Origin of the sequence: Thermovibrio sp. (genome assembly GCA_015488335.1) — a bacterium.
Lineage (GTDB): Bacteria > Aquificota > Aquificia > Desulfurobacteriales > Desulfurobacteriaceae > Balnearium.
On record WFNZ01000002.1, the window covers coordinates 14,343 to 32,118 of the forward strand.

Annotated in this window: 19 protein-coding genes and 1 riboswitch; of the genes, 4 read left to right on the forward strand and 15 right to left on the reverse strand. The window is 46.1% G+C overall.

What is annotated here, in order from left to right:
- Window positions 1–10 precede the first annotated feature (10 nt).
- From F8H35_RS00335 to F8H35_RS00395, 13 genes are all read right to left on the reverse strand, one after another.
- Entirely contained in the window at window positions 11–724 is a 714-nt protein-coding gene (locus F8H35_RS00335; RefSeq protein WP_472571587.1) for a hypothetical protein, read from the reverse strand.
- Window positions 724–1,656: a formate dehydrogenase subunit gamma gene (locus F8H35_RS00340; RefSeq protein WP_472571588.1), complete on the reverse strand. Its 933-nt coding sequence runs from the start codon at window positions 1,654–1,656 to the stop codon at window positions 724–726. The genes F8H35_RS00335 and F8H35_RS00340 overlap by 1 nt, the downstream gene beginning before the upstream one ends.
- Window positions 1,656–2,750, reverse strand: a complete 1,095-nt coding sequence (locus tag F8H35_RS00345) for a hypothetical protein (RefSeq protein ID WP_472571589.1) — start codon at window positions 2,748–2,750, stop codon at window positions 1,656–1,658. The genes F8H35_RS00340 and F8H35_RS00345 overlap by 1 nt, the downstream gene beginning before the upstream one ends.
- Window positions 2,751–2,760: 10 nt before the next feature.
- A complete protein-coding gene (locus F8H35_RS00350) occupies window positions 2,761–3,636 on the reverse strand; it encodes a cytochrome c3 family protein (protein WP_472571590.1) in 876 nt (291 codons plus the stop codon).
- Window positions 3,633–4,238, reverse strand: a complete 606-nt coding sequence (locus tag F8H35_RS00355) for a hypothetical protein (protein ID WP_472571591.1) — start codon at window positions 4,236–4,238, stop codon at window positions 3,633–3,635. Before F8H35_RS00355 ends, F8H35_RS00350 begins: the two co-directional genes overlap by 4 nt.
- Window positions 4,235–5,500 (reverse strand): hypothetical protein, encoded by a 1,266-nt coding sequence (locus tag F8H35_RS00360; protein WP_472571592.1) that lies wholly within the window; start codon window positions 5,498–5,500, stop codon window positions 4,235–4,237. The genes F8H35_RS00355 and F8H35_RS00360 overlap by 4 nt, the downstream gene beginning before the upstream one ends.
- Window positions 5,501–5,621: 121 nt before the next feature.
- Window positions 5,622–6,833, reverse strand: coding sequence for a molybdopterin molybdotransferase MoeA (locus tag F8H35_RS00365; protein WP_472571593.1), 1,212 nt, complete (start codon window positions 6,831–6,833; stop codon window positions 5,622–5,624).
- Window positions 6,833–7,855, reverse strand: a complete 1,023-nt coding sequence (locus F8H35_RS00370) for a molybdopterin-binding protein (RefSeq protein WP_472571594.1) — start codon at window positions 7,853–7,855, stop codon at window positions 6,833–6,835. The genes F8H35_RS00365 and F8H35_RS00370 overlap by 1 nt, the downstream gene beginning before the upstream one ends.
- Window positions 7,852–8,901 carry an ABC transporter ATP-binding protein gene (locus F8H35_RS00375; protein ID WP_472571595.1) on the reverse strand — a complete coding sequence of 350 codons (1,050 nt, stop codon included), beginning with the start codon at window positions 8,899–8,901 and terminating at the stop codon, window positions 7,852–7,854. The genes F8H35_RS00370 and F8H35_RS00375 overlap by 4 nt, the downstream gene beginning before the upstream one ends.
- Window positions 8,898–9,572, reverse strand: coding sequence for a molybdate ABC transporter permease subunit (gene modB / locus F8H35_RS00380; protein WP_472571596.1), 675 nt, complete (start codon window positions 9,570–9,572; stop codon window positions 8,898–8,900). The genes F8H35_RS00375 and modB overlap by 4 nt, the downstream gene beginning before the upstream one ends.
- Window positions 9,562–10,296, reverse strand: coding sequence for a molybdate ABC transporter substrate-binding protein (gene modA, locus F8H35_RS00385; RefSeq protein WP_472571597.1), 735 nt, complete (start codon window positions 10,294–10,296; stop codon window positions 9,562–9,564). The genes modB and modA overlap by 11 nt, the downstream gene beginning before the upstream one ends.
- A 105-nt stretch (window positions 10,297–10,401) precedes the next feature.
- Window positions 10,402–10,522: riboswitch (molybdenum cofactor riboswitch) on the reverse strand.
- Window positions 10,523–10,537: 15 nt separating this feature from the next.
- Window positions 10,538–10,741: a DUF2283 domain-containing protein gene (locus F8H35_RS00390; RefSeq protein WP_472571598.1), complete on the reverse strand. Its 204-nt coding sequence runs from the start codon at window positions 10,739–10,741 to the stop codon at window positions 10,538–10,540.
- Window positions 10,728–11,408: an O-methyltransferase gene (locus tag F8H35_RS00395; RefSeq protein WP_472571599.1), complete on the reverse strand. Its 681-nt coding sequence runs from the start codon at window positions 11,406–11,408 to the stop codon at window positions 10,728–10,730. The genes F8H35_RS00390 and F8H35_RS00395 overlap by 14 nt, the downstream gene beginning before the upstream one ends.
- Before the next feature lie 21 nt (window positions 11,409–11,429).
- Between F8H35_RS00395 and F8H35_RS00400 the strand changes: the two genes are divergently transcribed.
- From F8H35_RS00400 to F8H35_RS00410, 3 genes are all read left to right on the forward strand, one after another.
- Entirely contained in the window at window positions 11,430–11,738 is a 309-nt protein-coding gene (locus F8H35_RS00400) for a NifB/NifX family molybdenum-iron cluster-binding protein (protein WP_472571600.1), read from the forward strand.
- 81 nt (window positions 11,739–11,819) lie between these two features.
- Window positions 11,820–12,053, forward strand: a complete 234-nt coding sequence (locus tag F8H35_RS00405; protein WP_472571601.1) for a DUF6364 family protein — start codon at window positions 11,820–11,822, stop codon at window positions 12,051–12,053.
- Window positions 12,050–12,481 carry a type II toxin-antitoxin system VapC family toxin gene (locus tag F8H35_RS00410; RefSeq protein ID WP_472569725.1) on the forward strand — a complete coding sequence of 144 codons (432 nt, stop codon included), beginning with the start codon at window positions 12,050–12,052 and terminating at the stop codon, window positions 12,479–12,481. Before F8H35_RS00405 ends, F8H35_RS00410 begins: the two co-directional genes overlap by 4 nt.
- A 7-nt stretch (window positions 12,482–12,488) precedes the next feature.
- On the opposite strand, the gene polA is transcribed toward F8H35_RS00410, so the two are convergent.
- Both polA and murC read right to left on the reverse strand, forming a co-directional pair.
- On the reverse strand, window positions 12,489–14,993 hold the full coding sequence (gene polA, locus F8H35_RS00415) for a DNA polymerase I (RefSeq protein ID WP_472571602.1): 2,505 nt from the start codon (window positions 14,991–14,993) through the stop codon (window positions 12,489–12,491).
- Entirely contained in the window at window positions 14,990–16,327 is a 1,338-nt protein-coding gene (gene murC / locus F8H35_RS00420) for a UDP-N-acetylmuramate--L-alanine ligase (protein WP_472571603.1), read from the reverse strand. Before murC ends, polA begins: the two co-directional genes overlap by 4 nt.
- Window positions 16,328–16,383: 56 nt before the next feature.
- Here murC and F8H35_RS00425 point away from each other — a divergent pair.
- The coding region (locus F8H35_RS00425; RefSeq protein ID WP_472571604.1) for an IGHMBP2 family helicase at window positions 16,384–17,776 on the forward strand (1,393 nt) is incomplete at its 3' end.

Below are 17,776 nucleotides of genomic sequence, written 5' to 3' on the forward strand. Positions count from 1 at the left end.
CTTTCACCCCTTACCAGATAAATTTGGGGAAATGGATTGTCTTGTATTCCTCAAGACCTTTAACTATCTCATTGTGTTCAAGGTCTTTAACCCTTTCCTCGCTAAAGCCAAGTGCTCTAAAGTCCAGTTTTCCATTTACTTTATGGCAGTCATCACACTTAAGAGGATGGTCTGTAAGAGCATTGTGCATTTTCGCTACGGCAGTAACGTCCTTTAACAGGTTTTCGTTGCCTTTTAACGGTATTTCAATGGGTTGGCCGTTGTAAACAGGAACGATCTTAGCGTTGCTGTTTTCTCCTGAGAGCATTACTCTGTTGCCAACTTTTATATACTTTAGGCCGTAGAAGTCTCCTTTTTTGAGGAGAACAACTTTATCGCCTTTTATCTCAGCCCAGCTGTAGGTTACTCCTGTTTTAACAAAGTGGCACACGTTACAGCTCATGAACGTTCCGTGGGCGTTGTAAAACGGCGAGAACTTCTTGTCTTTCTTATGAGCAGCAAACGTGTGGCAGGCGCTGCAGACGTCGTTCATCTCGTACTTGTACGCGTTTGGAGAGTGAAACGGCTTGGGGTACTCCTTAAGGTTGGGGAGCTCCGGCCTCTCAAACTCCTTTAACTTCTGCTTCCACTCTGCTGTGTTGTTTGCAGGAGCCGAGAGGAGCGGGTTCTCAGCTGCAAAAGCTGCTGCAGGTATTAGCAGAGCCGCTATTAGCAACTTCCTCATTATTCGTTCCTCCCTTCTACTTCCTTCTCAAGAAGGTGGTGAGCGTATTCGTGCATCTTATCAATCATCTCCTCTTCAGGGAGCTTTTCAACTTCAAGAACAAATTGGTATCTCTCCTTCAAGAACGGATACTTCTCTAAAAGATGTGGCTCGTTTTCGGCAACTGCCTTAATGATTCTCCTGTAACTCCTCGGTCTCTCCTCAATCCACTCAACTTCAGAGGCAGTTCCTGTAAGCCATATCCAGTCCATCGGGAACTTGTTGGGGCCGTAGTGAACCATGTACATGTGAACTAAAGCGATCCATCCAAGTGCCAGAACGGCTTCGTCTGAATGCATCAGATAGGCAATCTGTATAGTTTCAGGAGGCAGGTGGAGGAAGCCTGTGAAAACCTCTGGAAGCCAGAGTATCCATCCTGTAATACCGATTGCAAGCATACCCCAACCGACTGCCCAGAAGTCAAATTTATCAACCCAGATGTATTCGTCCCAGTCTGGTGGAACCTTTCTAAACCCTAACAGGTATTTGACGTAGTGGACGAAAGTTATGTCTGTTGGTCCTGGAACGATTTTGAAGTAACCGAAGAAGTCCTTCTTGGCAAGGTCCCAGTTTGCTATAAGGATGAGGATAAGGTAGAGAACAGTGAGGAGGAAGTCTGAGAACATAATGAATCCGGATACTCTATGAATTGTCATTTCGCCAGCTATTCCGCCCAGCAATTCTATGATTGGCTTTGCCCATGCTGTGTTGTAGAACTTTAGTGGATATCCCGTAATTATCTGCCATATGAACGTTGAGAAAATTCCAACGTGGAGGAGTCTCTGGAAGAGTGTGAACTTCTGTATCATTATCTTCTCACCGTCTACGATGAGAAGCTTATCCTGTTCGGCTCTTACTCTGAAGGTTCTTTTAAAGGATTCCCAGAGTCCCATTAGTGCTTCCTCCTCAGGTTTTTAAGAAGGTCAAGTCCAACGATGGTAACTGCAAAGAGGAGTGTTCCCGTTGTGAGCCAGAACATGAAATCTTCAACTATCTTTACTATTTTCTGGCCTAAAGAGTCTGGAATGGGGTGCATGTGAACCCACTTCGTAGTGGCAAAGTTCTTCATATGGTCTTTAGGAGCAAGTGGGTGGCACTCTGTTGAGCGGCCACAGGTAAGTTCTATGTTCTTTGGGTTGATTGAAGAGCGGGGATCGTCCTTGTGGAAGATGTCGTGGAAGTTTCCATCTTTGTTCGTATGGCAGTCTAAACAGTCTGCCGCCCTTGTATCGTTCCTGTCTAAGTAGAGCATCTTTGCGTGCATGGTTACTTTGTAGGACTCAACGGCAGTTAAGACGTGTTCCCTCTTAAACTTATCGTGGATTCCCTCTATATCAAGGGCTTTTTCCATCTTCTTCTCGTTTTCGTGACAGGAGGCACAGAGCTCCACAATCTCCCAGCCATCACGCCTGGTCTTAATAAACTGGTGTGTAAACCCGTTTTTAATGATCGGAATTGGCTCTCTGCTTGCAACGTGTGAGAGCCTGTCTTTTATCCAGTCCTTGTTCTGGTGACAGATTGAACACCTGTCAAAGCTCATCTTCATAGACTCAAGTTTTGTAACGTCTACAAGGAGCCTGTTTGTGTGGCAGTAAGAACAGTAGGGGTAGATATCAGGGGCTTTCTCGTAGTTCTTCCCGTGGACGCTCTCCTTCCAGGTCTCGTAGACCTTTTCGTGGGAGAAGGGTTTTTTCGTTGACGGGTCAACTACGTGGCACTTTGTGGCACAGTTTACCTTAGCGTTCTCAGGTTTGTGGGGATACTGCTCAATCTTCGTGTGGCACTCTGTACACCCCACATTCCTGTGGATTGAGTGGGCAAATAGTGCGTCTGAGATACTGCAGTCTTCCACTTTGTTCTCTTTATTAACGATGGAAAGCCCTTTCAGCCTGTGGCACTTTAAACACCCATCATCTGTTATTCCCATTCCAAGGGCTGTTCCCGTAATGGCGATTGCCCCTGTTAGTCCTAATATGAAGGCTTTCACTCTCTACCCCCTACTTAAGCGAGTTGATGGAATGGCAAACCTGGCAGAGTTTTCCGCCTTTGAGGTCTTTGCTCATAAGTTTTACACTTTTCGTATTAAGTTCAAACCTGCTAAGCTCAAGGTTTAGCTTCCTGAGTTTGTAGTCAAGGTCGGCCTTTTCAACTTTAGCCCACTTCTTATCTTCAGGAGGTGCCGGTATGGCTATCTGTGGGTGCGGGTTGTGGCAGGTTATACACTCAATGTGGCCGTTAACGAGTATAACTTTTGGTTTTCTGTTCTTTAAAATCTTCTCGTCAATTCTCGGCTTAAGGTCTTTCATTGAGGTTATCTCTACAATTTCTGCCTTTCCTTTTGTTAGCTCTTTGACTTTTTCCGGTTTTGCAGTCAGGTGTTCGGGAGCTCCCACGTGGGGCGTCTTGGTGTGGCACCCCACACAGGCCTTGTAGGCTTCAAGCTTTGCACCGAAACCGTGACAGTAGATGCAGGCCTTCTTCTTCTCATTCCACGGCAGGTTAGAAGCTATAGTCTTGTGGGGGTTGAACTTCCTGTAGCACTTCTCATTGTGGCACTGGAAGCAGAAGTCGTATCTGTGTTTTAACGGCCTGTTTGCCCTGAGAAAATCCCTGTTTGAACCTGTCATGTCGTGGCAGGTTGTGCAGGTGAGCTTCCCGTCCCACGTTGTCGGGAAGTTAGCGGGGACTTTTATACACTCGGTCTCTTTTACCTTTACGTCTACAGGGTGAAGAACGGGACATCCGGATGTGTGGCACTTGAGGCAGAACTTGGAGTCGGTGCCGGTATATCCCTTACCGCCACACTCTGCCGATAGGGCGTTTCCGCCGAATACCAATCCTATAATTGCCAGTCCTATTAATCCCTTCCTCATCTTGTCCAGTTCCCCTTTGTATGGCATTCCATACAGAATCCAACCCTGTGGCACCTGCTACACTTACCAGGGTCTGCTGCAGCCTCTATGCTGTGGGTGTACTCGTAGTTCCTGGGGTGAACCTTGTGCTGTATCGTATCTCTCCTCTCGTGGCACTCTATGCAGAACCTCTGCCTGTGACACTCAGAGCACTTCTTAGGTTTTGACTGGTATGCAAACCTGTGGGTCTTCATCCAGTTGGCCGTTTTGTGGTCGGCCGGCTCAATCTCCTTCATGTTGAAGTGGCAGATATAACACTGGGTTGGAGCGTTTGGAGCAGGAGATTTGCCCGGGTTGTTGTGGCAGTAGTGACAGGTAACCTTAGAGGGCATGATTATCTTCTTTGAGCCCCTTTCTGCCGCCTCTATGTCTGCCCACGACATCTCAACGTTCATCTTGTGGCACGGTATGCAGCCGTGTTTATCTATAAACTCCTTGTGCTCCCTGTGGTGGAACTTGGCCGTCGCTCCAAGCTCCTCGCTGTAGTTGACCTTTCCCTTACCACAGGAGCCTGCCGTTACAACTAAAACAGCTAAAGCAAGGAGTTTTAAACTTTTCCTCATTTCCTATCCTCGGCCTTTTTTTCTCCCGTTCCGCCCCAGAAGAGGAGGTTGTATCTGAAGATGAGCCTCAAGTCGTGGTCAAAGTCCTCATTGTTCCTGTAGTCTACTCCAAGCTCTAAGTTTGAGAATTCTGATGTCTGGTAGGTTCCCCTCAGGTAGTAAGCTGTTGCCCACTGCTTTCCGTAGGTTATCTTGTCGTAACGGGCAATGTCTGCTGTTCCGTTTAAGGTGAGTTTCCTGCACACGTATTTTGTGAATCCTAATTCAACTCCCCTCATTATCCCAATCCAGCTGTTCTGGTAGAGGAGAGCTCCATAAGCCCTTAAACCGTTCTCAAACCAGGTATCCCTTACAGCTCCAACCTTTGCAAGGTATCCGTTGTCCTTTCCGCTCCTCTGAACGTCTGTAAGCGTAATGTTTCCAAAGAGCTGCCAGTTCTTAGTTATGTCGTAGTAGGCACTCTGTGTGAAGCGGAGCTCCCTTCCGTTAGGTGAGAAGAGTGAGAAGATTCTGTCTTCCCTTATGCCACCGTCGTAGGTGTAGGATGGGTCGTAGTATTCAAATTCTGTGTTAAACCTGAGCCTCTTTGTGGGAAAGTAGTTGAATCCCAGGCTTGCGTTGAGGAGCTCCCCGTGGGCTGCGTCAACCTCTAAACGGCTATACTGTGCAAGCTTCTCAGTTAGGTACTTGTAGTTTCCAAAAACAAAGGAACTCTTCTTAACTTTTCCATCGTCCCTCAGGTGCTCAAACCCTAAGTAATAGCCTTTGTAGTCAACTTTGAATCCAAAGAGTAAATCGTCTCCTGAGTGGATATTGGGCTCAAAGAACCTGGGCTTTCCCAGGTAAACAGTATAGGTGAGGCCGTTTTTGAGGTTTACGTCCAACTTCACGGCGTCTGCAACGTAAGTTTCAAAACCTTCAGAGATAAACTGCCTACCAACAGAGAGGAGTGCGTTTCTATCCTTTTTGAGAGGAACTTCAACGTAGAGCTGGTAGAGGTCTAAGTTCCAGTCGGTTCCGTATCCTAAATCTTTCCAGAGCTTACCGTAGAAGTGGAGCTCCGAGTTTCCCTTTAAATCCCGAACGTCCAATTTGAAGTAGTTGTCAAAGGGAATGGAGTCTCTATCGTAGACGTCCTGTCTGAACTCTATCTGTGTTTTTATTTCTCCCTCAAAACCGGGAACGGTGACAGCTGCCAGAGACTGAGCGGTCAGTAGGCCTATCCCCAGCCCTGCCGCTATTGCTAACCTCTCTATCCCCACGTTTATCCCTCTCTGCTGGAGCTGTATTGCAGAATATTACAAAACCTTTCAATTTCCTGTCAAGCTTTATAAAACATTCGCAAATTTTTATCTTATCTCTATCCGAAATACACTATCAATTTTACAAAAACTCCTTGAGCAGGAGAACCTTTACTCTTTCTCCTGCTTCAACAGGTCCTTTCCCTTCCGGGACAACGGCAAGGCCGTCCGATTCTGCAAAACTCCTGAAAACAGAGGTCTGCTGGTTCCCTGCACTCCTTACCTTCAGGTAGCCGTTTTCTTCCCTAACTTTAACCCTTATGAAGTCAACCCTGTGGGGTCTTGACTTGAGCCTTTCTTCTGCAACGGCTTCAACGTATCTGTTCTCATAGCTTTCAATTCCGGCCATTTTCCTCACAGCCGGTATGAGGAACTCCAAGGCGTTAACTGCTGCCGCAGTTGGATAGCCGGGAAGTCCAAAAAAGAGTTTGTTTTCCCGTTTCCCAAAGACCAACGGCCTTCCCGGCCTTATGTTCGTCTGCTTGAAGAAAACCTCCACTCCAGCCCTGTGGACAACTTCCTTCACAAAGTCATACTTACCCTTTGAAACTCCACCGGTTGTTATCAGAATGTCAACGTGGTTCAGCCCATTTTCAATGGCTTTCAGCAGGGCTTCAGGTTCATCTTCAGCCCTTCCAAGCCTTACAGCTTTCCCCCCAGCCCTTTCTACAAGGCTTTTGAGGAAGTAGTAGTTTGAGTTGTAGGCATATCCCCTTTTAAAGCTCTCCCAGGGCTCAAGAATTTCATTTCCCGTTGTTAGGATTCCAACTTTCGGCTTCCTGAAGACCTTAACGGCGTAAACGCCAACGTAGGCAAGGAGAGAGAGTTTCAAGGAATTGAGGAGCTCCCCTCTTTTTAAGAGAACCTCTCCCTTCCTTATCTCGCTTCCCTTAAAGTTTACAAGAGTTCCCGGCTCTACGGGAAAGTCAACAATTACCTTGTCTCCCTCTACCTTTACGTCCTCAACCCTTACTGCCGCGTCTGCTCCCTCTGGTATCTCCCCGCCTGTCATTACGAAAACGGCCTCTCCCTCTTTAACCTGCTTCCTTTCAGTGTCTCCGGCTGCCGTCTCTCCGACAATCTTCAGCTCTGCGGGGAGCTCTTTAAGGGAGGAGCTCCTGAATGCAAAACCGTCTATCGCCGATTTGTTTACATCTGGAACGTCTATCGGCGAAACCACGCTTTCTGATAGAACCCTCCCCTCCACTTCTTCCAGAACTACTAACTCAGTCTCTTTAACAGGCTCTGTGTTCTCTGAGATTATTCTCTTGGCTTCTTCCCACTTCACTTTCATTACGGTCTCCCGAACGGACAGATTGGAAATACACAAACCGGACAGTTATGGCACAAACCACCGTGGCCTTTCATTGCAACTTCCTCTTTTGTAATCACGTCTCCAACTAAAAGCCTTGGAAGCCATATGTCAAATGAGGTTGCTTTGAAAAAGAGTGCAGCTGCTGGAACTGCAACGACAGGCTTTCCCTTAACCCATCCCATTGTTAGCATATTCCCCGGCTGAATCGGGTTCCCCCTTATGAAGTTCTCAGCCCCAGCCTCTTTAATTGCCCTGTAGGTAACGTCATCCGGGTCAACAGAAGTTCCCCCGGTTAGAACCACTATATCGTATTTGTCTGCAAACTCCTCAATTTTCTGCCTTATCCTCTCCTTATCGTCTGGCAAGATAACCTTCTCCTCAACAGAGCACTTGAAAAACTCAAGCTTCGGCCTTAACCTGTCGTAGAACTTGTCCTTAATCCTTCCAGAGTAGACCTCGTTCCCGGTTATTATCATTCCGGCCTTCTTCTCTGTAAACGGGATGACCCTCATTATTCCGTTTCCCGCTATCTTTACAGCTTCATCAACTTCCCTCTTTGGAGCGACTAAAGAGATAATCCTTACAGCTGCAACCTTCTCGCCGGGCTTCACATACATGTTAGTGTGAATCGTTGGGCAGGACGGCTCGCCGACCATGTTAAACTGAAAGAGCTTCTCTACATCTACTTTAAAGAGTCCGAAGACCTTTGAGTAGATGTTTATCTTTCCCTCCTTTGGCTCCTCGTCCCTGTAGAGGTTCTCTCCCATCAGGGCATCTGCCAGCAGTTTCGCCGCATCGTCCTCGTGGATTTCATCTTCAGAGAGTTCTAAAACGTAGATATACTCCTTTCCCAACTTCTTCAGTTTCTCAACGTCTTCCGGCCTTATTATGTGCCCCTTCTTGAAAGCCCTTCCCTTGAATCCCCTTTCAGGGTCAACCTCAGTTATGTCGTGAACTAATACCATTCCAACTGCGTCTTCAACCTTTACTTTTCTCTTCATTCTTCCTCCTTGATGGCGCAAATCTGGTCTGCAGATAGGTGGAGAGTTGTTCTCTTTCCCTCCTCTAAGATGTAGTTGGGAGTGAGGCTTACAGGTAGGTGGAGCTCCATCTCCTCTCCCGCTAATTCAACCTTCAGGTAGAGGAAATTTCCCCTTTTTTCTATTCTTTTTACAAGAACATCTATCCTGTTTGACTCCCCTGCCGGAGAAAAGGCTGCAGACATGGGCAGAACCGAAACAGTTACCTTTTCTCCAGCCTTTAATGGAACTCTCCTTCTCAGCTTCAGCCTTACGTTTCCCTTCAGTTCAACCACTGCAAACTGTTCTCCTGTTTCAGCCACTCTTCCCTTTAAAAAGTTCCTGTGGCCTAAAAGTTTAGCTATTTTAACCGTTTTTGGCTTTAAGAATACCTCTTCCGGCTCTCCTTCCTGAACATTTCTGCCCTCTTCAAGGACTACAACCTTTTCACTGAGCCTTAAAACCTCCTCAAAGTCGTGGGTAACTAAAACTGCCCTCTGGTTGAACCGCTTAACTATAGAGAGGAGCTCCCCGTAAAGGTTCTCCCTCATCTCCTTGTGGAGGGCCGAGAAAGGCTCGTCTAAAAGGAGAACTTCAGGCCTTCTCATCAGAGCCCTTGCAAGGGCTACCCTCTGTTTCTGGCCTCCAGATATCTGGCTCGGAAGTTTGTTCAGGATGTTTTCAATCTCAAGGAGCTCTACGATTTCCCTAAACAGCTTTTCATCTCTATCTGCAAAGAGAATGTTCTCCTTTACAGTCATGTGTGGAAAGAGGGCATAGTCCTGAAACAGGTATCCAACGTTCCTTTTCTGGGGCGGCAGGTTTATTCCTCTTTTAGAGCTGAAAAATGTTTTCCTGTTTACCTCTATCTCTCCGCTGTCAGGTTTCTGGAGTCCTGCTATCATCTGGAGCGTTAGGGTTTTCCCAGAACCTGATGGGGCAAATAGGGCTGTTATCTGTGAATCGGAGCTGAAAGAGATGCTGTAGCTGAAGTTCTTGAGCTCTTTTTCGGCTTTAAAAACTATCACCGATTCCCTCTCTGGCTCAGCCTGTTGACGGCAAAGATTATTCCCAGCGAAAGGAGTGCGATTACAACAGTTAGCAGGTTTGCCCTCTCAAAATTCCCGTCTGAAACGGCGCTGTAGATCTCAATCGGAATTGTGTTGGTTTTAAAGGGGATGTTTCCTGCAAGCATCAGGGTTGCTCCAAACTCTCCAATTGCCCTGGCAAAAGAGAGGACTAATCCTGCAACAATTCCTCTCTTTGCTATTGGAAGAACAACCCTGAAAAAGGTTTCAAGTTCACCTTTCCCCAAAGTAAACGCAGCGTAAATAAGGTTCTTCTCAACTGCCTCAATGGAGCTCCTTGCCGTTTTGACGAAAATTGGAAAGGCCGCAACAGAAGAGGCAACAACGGCTCCATACCAAGTGAAAACAATTCCCGTTTTAAAGAACCTGTAGAGGATTTCCCCGATAAACCCGTTTTTCCCGAGAATAAGAAGCAGCAGGTATCCGGTAACCGTTGGTGGAAATACGAGAGGCAGGGTTATCAGGGCATCTAAAAGGTTTTTCATCGGGAACTCTTTTTCAGCCAGAACGTAAGCGATGGGCAGCCCGGTTAAGAAGATTAGAACGGTTGAAACCGTTGCAACTTTTAGAGAGAGCTTTATTGAGAAGAGAGCTTCCGGGTCAAGAACCATTTTCTACCTTTTCAAGCCCGAACTTTTTATACTCTGATTGGGGGAGCTCCGAAAGGAACTTCTCAAAATCCCTACATTCCTTCTCATTTCCCCCTTCAACGCAGGCAACGTAGAACCTTATGGAGTTGTGGAGCTTATCCGGGAAAACCTTTATCAGCTTTACTCTATTTTTGAACTTCAGGTAGTCTGAGTAGTAAACCAGCCCTAAATCTGCGTTTCCCGTCATAACCCACACGGTAATCTGCCGGACGTTTGGTGAGTAAACCAGTTTATCTTTTACCTTTTCGTAAATTCCCAGACTTTTTAAAGTTTGAATCGCATATCTTCCAACAGGTGCAAGCCTGTTTCCAACAGCTATTCTCTCGGCTTCTGTCAGCTCCTTGACTTTACCATTCTTAGGAGCTATCAGAACCAGAGAAGTTTCTGCAAAGGGTTTAACGGTTCTCCTATCAAGAACTCCCTTCTTTACTCCGTAGTCAATCCAGAACTTTGAGGCTGAGATGTAGACGTCGGAGGGAGCTCCCTGAACTATCTGATTTATCAGTTTTCCTGAAGATGAGAAGTTGAAAATGACTTTTGTTCCCCTTTTCTCCTGAAACTCCTTTCCGGCCGTTCTAACGAACTCCTTTGTTCCCATTGCTGCAGAGATGAGGAGCTCTTTTCCAAGAACAGAGGTCGAGAGGAGCAGGAGGATGAGTGTTGTAAAATAGAGTCTTAGAACCATCTCTCACCTCCGGTAAAGAGGGGAGACCCCGAATTTTCAGGGGAGGTGCTGCGGGGTCTCCTGAGCCGTAAACTACAAAGGGGGTCAGCCCGAGCCTGGACTGACCCCCTTTGCATCTGGGTTCCTTTCCAAGCCCGGGAGGCCCAGCCGTTTCCAGCTGAACCCTGTCGGTCTGGCCCCATAGGCAAACGCCCTTAGGCGACCAGACTCGGAACCCGTCTTCTATTATACCAGATAAAATCTAAAGCTTTGCCCTTTTAGAGAAGTTTAAAATTGTTAAACCCACAACTTCTTCTGTTTCAGTGTCTACTCTTAGTATAGTTCTATCTCCAATATCAATACCTTCTGCAGGTTTGGGTTCACCAAATGAGATGTAGAGAACGTCTGCTTCTTCGTCGTAGTGAATGTGAGATTTACTTTTTTTTGGAAGTTTAAACCTTTTCATAACTAAGCTCCTTTTGTTTCAAAAACAGCAGTCCGTCTCCAACGGGAATGAGTGTTGCCTCAAAGTTTGGATATTTTTTGACGTCTTCTAAAAACTTTCTCAGCAGTTTGACTCCTCTTTCATACTTTTTATCGTAATCTCTACCTGCCACGTATCCCCTGAAGAGGACGTTGTCAAAAACGGCAACTCCACCGTCGCTCAAAAGAGCTAGGACTTTATAGTTGAAGAACGGATATTCAGACTTAACAGAGTCAACGAATATGAAGTCAAAGCTTTCTTCTCGGGAAAGGAGCTCCCTCATATACTCCAGCCCGTCTGATAGAACGGTTTTGATGGGAGCTCCCGCCCTCTCAAAGAACTCCTCAGCCTTCTCAAGCCTCTTCCTGTTTGAGTCAACTGTTGTTATTTCAGCCTCTCTATACCCAAAGTAGATGCTCAGAGTGCTGTAACCTAATCCCGTTCCTATTTCCAGCACTCTTTTGGGTTTCAGAATACTTACGATTAACCTCAATAGGGCGGCTGATACTGGAAGAAGTATAGGAACCTTCTCCTTTTGCGAAAACTCCTCAATTTCATTTAATATTCCTTCTCTCTCGTTGTAGGTATTGCAGAAATTCTCAACCTCAGGGAGTAAAATTTCACTTAGGTTTTCCCACCTTTTAAACACAAAAACCTCCGGAGGTGAGTTTTGAAGACGGCGGTTCCAATACTTGAAGAGAGAGGCCTTGACTCGCCAATCTCAGAAACCTTCCTCCTTGCTCCATACTTTGTAATCCTAAACCAGAAAGGCGATGAGTTAGAAGTAAGCCTCTACAAAAACGTTTCAAGCAGCGATTCAGATATAGCCCAGGTTCTTTTGGCCTACGGCGTAAAGAGAATAGTATGTCCAAAGTGCAGCAACAGGGTAAAGATAGCCTACCAGGAGCTTGGAATAGAAGTTGTAAGCAGGGATTTTGAAACACTTTCTCAAGTTATAGACGGGCTCTTTACCGGCTGAAACTCTCTTAAAATATATGAAAGTTTGCGTTCTGATTTATGCCGTATATATTGATAAGTATCAATACGTCAGGAGGAAACTTTGAAAACGAAATTGACATTGAGGCTTGAAAAGGAAGTTATAGAAATGGCTAAGGCCTACTCATCTGAGAGAGGAGAATCCCTATCTCAATTGGTTGAAAAGTTCTTTAAAGTTATTTCTTCTGAAAAGGACTCAGATATAACTCCTTTAGTTAGAGAACTTAAAGGTTTTATAAAAAATGCTCAAGTTGATGAATCAGACTACAAAAAGTTCCTTGAAGAGAAATATCTATGAGGGTTCTCTTTGATACTAACGTTGTTTTAGACGTTCTCCTTGAACGTCATCCTTTTTCGGAAACCGCTGCTGCAATTTTTTCAGGGGTTGAAAAAGGAGAAATCGTAGGTTTTTTGTGTGCTACTACTATAACGACTATATACTATCTTGTGAGTAAAGCCTTTAACAGAAATAAAGCTGATGAGTGTATCAAGAAGCTTCTTAGCCTCTTTGAAATTGCAGCTGTAAACAGAGTCGTTCTTGAAACAGCAAGAAATTTAAACTTCAAAGATTTTGAAGATGCTGTTATTTACGCTTCAGCTATCCACTCAGGGTGTAACTGTATTGTAACCAGAAACGCAAAAGATTTCTCAAGGACTGAAATTCCCGTTTTTTCTCCTGAAGAGTTCCTGAAAATTCTTGAAATAAAAAAAGAACTGGACAAATAAAGTTCTCTCAACTCCAGCGTTTGCCGGTTTCTACGTCTGCAGTTAGTGGAACAGAGAGCTCCACAATCTTTTCCATTGTCTCTTTAACTACTTTTTTCACTTCCTCTGCAACCTCTTCTGGAGCTTCAACGACAACTTCGTCGTGAACCTGAAGGATGAGGTAGCTTCCTAATTTTTCTAACTTCGGGAAGAGCTCCACCATTGCCATCTTCATAATGTCTGCAGCTGTTCCCTGAACCCTTGCGTTTACTGCAGCCCTCTCCCCAAAGCTCCTTACGTGGTAGTTTCTGTCACGGAGCTCCGGCAGAGGCCTTATCCTTCCAAAGAGGGTTTTAACGTAGCCTTTCCTGTAGGCTTCCTCAAGGGTTCTATCTATGAACTCTTTAACTTTCGGGAACTGTTTGAAGTAGGTCTCTATATACTCCTCAGCCTCCTTTACGGGAATTCCCAACCTGTCTGAAAGGCCATGTGGGCTCATTCCATAAATAATTCCGAAGTTAACGGTCTTTGCAACTCTCCTCTTTGTTTCGTCTATCTCTTCCGTTCCAAAAAGGTGCCTTGCCGTTTCTGTGTGGATGTCCTTTCCTTCCCTGTAGGCCTCAATGAGCTTCTCATCCCCTGAAAGGTGGGCTAAAATGCGGAGCTCCACCTGTGAGTAGTCTGCCCAAACCAGCGTGTAGCCTTCTGGTGCCCTTACTGCCTGTCTTATCCTCTTTGAGAACTGGTCTGAAACCGGCAGATTCTGGAGGTTCGGCTCTGCAGATGAGAGCCTTCCCGTTGCAGTTGCCGTCTGGAGAAACTTTGTGTGAACTCTTCCCTCTGAATCCATATGTTTCAGAATTCCCTTTATAAATGTTCCGTGGAGCTTTGAGAGCTTCCTGAACTCTAAAAGGAGCTCCGCTATCCTGCTTCTCTCAAGTGCTAAGGTTGTGAGGGTCTCAACGTCTGTTGAGTATCCCGATTTTGTCTTCTTTAAAGGTTTTAATCCCAACTTCTCAAAGAGTATGTAGGCAAGCTGTTTGGGAGAGTTTATGTTAAAAGGCTCTCCAGCCTCCCTGTAAATCTCTTCCTGCAGGTTTTCCAGACTCTCCTCTATCTCCTTTCCAAAGGCCTCTAAATACTCCCTGTCGAAGGGGACGCCTCTCCTCTCCATCCTGTAGAGAACGTAGGAGAGCGGTATCTCAACCTCTCTGTAGAGCCTCTCAAGGCTTAACCTCTTTAACTCTCCCTTTAGCTCCTCTGCCAGCTTAAACCCGTGGTGGACGTAATCCTCAACCGGTGAAAGGTCAACAGACTCTAAGAACTCCTTAAGCAGGTTTTCTTCAGAGTAGCTCTTAAGGAGAGGGTTTTTCAGGTAATAGAGGAGTGATATGTCCTCAACCTGCTTCCTCTTCAGCTCATCGCCTAAAGAGTGGTAGAGCTCCTTCAGGTTAAACGTATAAACTTTTCCTGCCTTCTTAACTGCCTCTTTCGTCTTCTCCCTGTCTAAAACGGCATAGCCTTCTCTGTTTGCAACAACAAACTCCGTTCCCTTTGGAACTATTAGAACTTCCGGCTTTGTGAAGAGATCTGCCCTGCTTAAATACTCGTTAAGCTCCTCTTCGCTGAGTCTTTTCCCCTTCTCAACAGGTTTTCCGAGGTCAAGGTCTGGAAAGAGTTTTTTCAGCTCCTCTGCAATGCTCCTCATTTCAAGCTCTGAGAGGAGCTCCCTCAAACACTCTCCGTTTGGCTCTTTAACTTTTAAGTCTTCAAGGGTTATCTCAACTGGAACGTCCCTCTTTATCTTTGCAAGCTCACGGCTCAGGAAAGCCTGTTCCTTAAACTTCTCTAACGTCTCCCTCCTCTTTGGCGGGAGTTTTGAGAGGTTCTCGTAGATTCCTTCTAAAGAGCCGAACTCCTTTATCAGCTTTAAGGCCGTTTTCTCTCCAATTCCCGGAACTCCCGGAATGTTGTCAACGGAGTCTCCAGAAAGGCCGAAGACGTCTGGAATCTGCTCAGGCTCTACTCCGTATTCTTCCCTGAAGCTCTCTAAATCGTAGGTTTTTGATTTTCCCGTTCTGTTTGAGATGGCTATGACCTTTGTGTTCTCATCTATCAGCTGTCTCATATCTTTATCTGGCGTAACAATTACAACCTCCACACCCTCTTTAGAGAACTTCTCCTTTAAAGTTCCGATTATGTCGTCTGCCTCATACCCTTCCATCTCAAGGGTTTTTACTCCCAAACACTCTAAGAACCTCTTTATGTATGGAAGCTGAATTTTGAACTCGTTTGGCGTTGGCTTCCTGTTTGCCTTGTAGTCTTTGGCGATTTTCGTTCTAAAAGTTTTCTTCCCTGCATCAAAAACAACTGCTGCGTATTCGGGCTTGAAGTCTTTGTAGAGTTTTAGGAACATCCTTATAAAGCCGTAAACGGCGTTTGTTGGAAGCCCTCTGCTTGTTGAGAGCCCTTTTATTGCGTAAAAAGCCCTGTATGCAAGGCTCGTTCCGTCAAAGAGGAAAACTCTCTTCATTCTTCTTCTCCGGTAATCAGTTCAAAAGCTTTCGTGATGTCTCCGGCTCCTAAGGAGAGGAAGATGTCGCCGGGGCGGAGCTCCCTTTTAACCAGCTCACAGGCCTTTTCTAAACTGCCTCCGTAGAGAGCTCCGCATTCAGAGGCCAGCTTCTCAGCCGTAATTCCTTCTATCGGCTCCTCGCCGGCAGAATATATGTCGCATATGTAGAGGTTGTCTATCTCCTTTAAAACCCTTACAAACTCGTTCCAGAGGTTCTTAGTCCTTGTGAACCTGTGTGGCTGGAAGAGAACAATTATTCTCCTGTTTGGGAAAGACTCCTTCAGAGCTCTATAAGATGCCTCAATCTCTGTCGGGTGGTGGCCGTAGTCGTCAATAAAGGTAATTCCGTTAACCGTTCCTTTCAGCTCCATTCTCCTGCTTGCGTTCCTGAACTCCTCCAGCGCCTCTGCCACCTGATTAAAGGGAACTCCAGCCTCTAAAGAGACTCCTACTGCACCGAGGGCGTTTAAAACGTTGTGTCTTCCCGGAACGTTTAGCTTCACCCTTCCTAAAGGCTTTCCTCTATACCTGACCTCAAAAATTGAACCCAAACCTGTCGGCTGAACGTTCTCTGCCGTGAAGTCTGAATCTTTGAAGCCATATGTGGCCTTTCTCTTGTAAACCCTTGGAACTATATCTCTGACCCTTTTGCACTCTGTGCAGAGGAAAACTTTTCCGTAGAATGAAACCCTGTTTGCAAACTCTGTAAAGGCTTCAGTCAGCTTCTCCATACTTCCGTAGTAGTCTAAGTGGTCTGCGTCTATGTTGGTTATCACAGAGAGGGTTGGGGTGAGCTTCAGGAACGTTCCGTCACTCTCATCTGCCTCTGCAACTAGCCATTTGCCGTCTCCCTCAACGGCGTTGACTCCGCCTAAGAAAGAGAGCCTTCCACCTACCAGAATTGTCGGCTTTAAACCTGCTTCGTAGAAAACTTTTGCAACCATAGAGCTTGTTGTTGTTTTGCCGTGGGTTCCTGCAACTGCAACTCCCTCTTTAAATCTCATAATGTCTGAAAGGATGTCTGCCCGTGGAATAACGGGAATTCCTCTCTTTTTTGCCGCAACGATTTCAGGGTTGTTCTCCTTAACTGCAGATGAGTGGATTAGAACGTCTGCTCCTTCAACGTTTTTTTCCCTATGGCCTATGAAGACCTTTATTCCAGCCTCTTCAAGTTTTCTGACCATGGAGCTCCGCTTTATATCAGAACCCTGAACCCTGTATCCCTTTGCCTTTAGAACGAGGGCGATTCCAGACATTCCAATTCCGCCGATTCCAACAATATGGACTACCAAGTTCCCTCCTTTTTCTTTAAATTCCTGGATGTCAAATTCTAACCTGCGAGGTAGGAATGCCAATTCTTTTAGATGGAATATACGACGGTAAAAGGCTTCAGAGGGAGCTTAAATACCTTGGTTTGAGGAAAGGAGACGTTAGAGAAACCTGTATAGCCAACGGGAAAACCCTCATCTACCTGAAAGATGAATTCCTCTGCCAGATTTACGAGGATTTCATCCCCTCAGAGGAAGAGGCCAGGGAGATATGCACCGTTCATAGGTACGTTGAGAAGTTTAAATACCTGATAGACGTTGAAAGGCTTGCAGAGATTGAGGCTCAAGAAGCTGAAATAAGGAGACTCTCTGGCAGAGAGAGGGAGCTCCTCGGCCGCGCCATTTTAGATTTGAAAGGGACAAAGGCGGGAACAAAGTTCCACCTCCACCTTGTTCGGTTCTGGAGAGAGAAACCCATTGAGACTGAAATTTCAACCGGAGACATCGTTCTTGTCAGCCGTGGAAACCCATTAAAGAGCGACCTCCTGGGAACTGTAGTTCGGATTACAGAGAAGACCATAACGGTTGCTTTTGATAACCGGCCTCCCCGCTGGGTCTATAAAAAGGGGGTAAGGATTGATCTCTACGTTAACGACGTAACCTTCAAAAGAATGGAAGAAAACTTAGAGGAGCTCCGCCACGCAGCCGGCAGACAGAGGGAGCTCAGAAACGCCATTTTAGGCTTGAGAGAACCTGAAAAGGGAGAACCTGTTGACTTTGAACCTGCCGACAAGAGACTCAACGAAACACAGCTCTCAGCCGTCAGGAACGCCCTGGGGGCTCCCGACTTCTACCTCTTCCACGGCCCTCCCGGAACGGGAAAGACCAGCACCATAACAGAGCTCATCGTTCAGCTTGTAAAACAGGGCAAAAAGGTTCTTGCAACTGCAGACTCAAACATCGCCGCAGACAATATTTTGCTGAACCTCTCTAAATACCCTGAGCTGAAACTTGTTCGTATTGGTCACCCGGCAAGGGTTCTTGAGGAGCTTGAGAGGTTCTCAATCTACGCCCTCTACGAAGAGCACGAGAAAGCTCAAAAAGTTAAAGAGGGCTGGGAAAAGGTCAGGGAGCTCATAGAGAAGAGAGACCAGTTCACAAAACCCACTCCACAGCTCCGCCGTGGGATGAGCGACGACGAGATTGTCTACTTCGGCAGGAAAGGGAAGAGCTTTAGAGGAGTTCCCAAAAAGGTAATGCGTTCAATGGCTGAGTGGATTCTTGCAAACTACGAGGTTGACGTTCGGATTAAAGCCCTGAAAGAGATGGAGAACCTTATTCTCCGTGAAATAATCACAGAGGCCGATGTTGTCATTTCAACAAACTCTATGGTTAAGTCGGAGCTCCTTCAGGACTTCCACTTTGACGTTGCAGTTATAGATGAAGGAAGCCAGCAGGTTGAACCCTCTACAC

Excerpts from the sequence above, each read along its gene's own strand:
- F8H35_RS00370 (WP_472571594.1), bottom strand. The coding sequence starts at position 7,855 with ATGAAGAGAAAAGTAAAGGTTGAAGACGCAGTTGGAATGGTATTAGTT.
- F8H35_RS00365 (WP_472571593.1), bottom strand. The coding sequence starts at position 6,833 with ATGAAAGTGAAGTGGGAAGAAGCCAAGAGAATAATCTCAGAGAACACA.
- modA (WP_472571597.1), bottom strand. The coding sequence starts at position 10,296 with ATGGTTCTAAGACTCTATTTTACAACACTCATCCTCCTGCTCCTCTCG.
- F8H35_RS00390 (WP_472571598.1), bottom strand. The coding sequence starts at position 10,741 with ATGAAAAGGTTTAAACTTCCAAAAAAAAGTAAATCTCACATTCACTAC.
- F8H35_RS00335 (WP_472571587.1), bottom strand. The coding sequence starts at position 724 with ATGAGGAAGTTGCTAATAGCGGCTCTGCTAATACCTGCAGCAGCTTTT.
- modB (WP_472571596.1), bottom strand. The coding sequence starts at position 9,572 with ATGGTTCTTGACCCGGAAGCTCTCTTCTCAATAAAGCTCTCTCTAAAA.
- F8H35_RS00410 (WP_472569725.1), top strand. The coding sequence starts at position 12,050 with ATGAGGGTTCTCTTTGATACTAACGTTGTTTTAGACGTTCTCCTTGAA.
- F8H35_RS00355 (WP_472571591.1), bottom strand. The coding sequence starts at position 4,238 with ATGAGGAAAAGTTTAAAACTCCTTGCTTTAGCTGTTTTAGTTGTAACG.
- polA (WP_472571602.1), bottom strand. The coding sequence starts at position 14,993 with ATGAAGAGAGTTTTCCTCTTTGACGGAACGAGCCTTGCATACAGGGCT.
- F8H35_RS00350 (WP_472571590.1), bottom strand. The coding sequence starts at position 3,636 with ATGAGGAAGGGATTAATAGGACTGGCAATTATAGGATTGGTATTCGGC.
- F8H35_RS00340 (WP_472571588.1), bottom strand. The coding sequence starts at position 1,656 with ATGGGACTCTGGGAATCCTTTAAAAGAACCTTCAGAGTAAGAGCCGAA.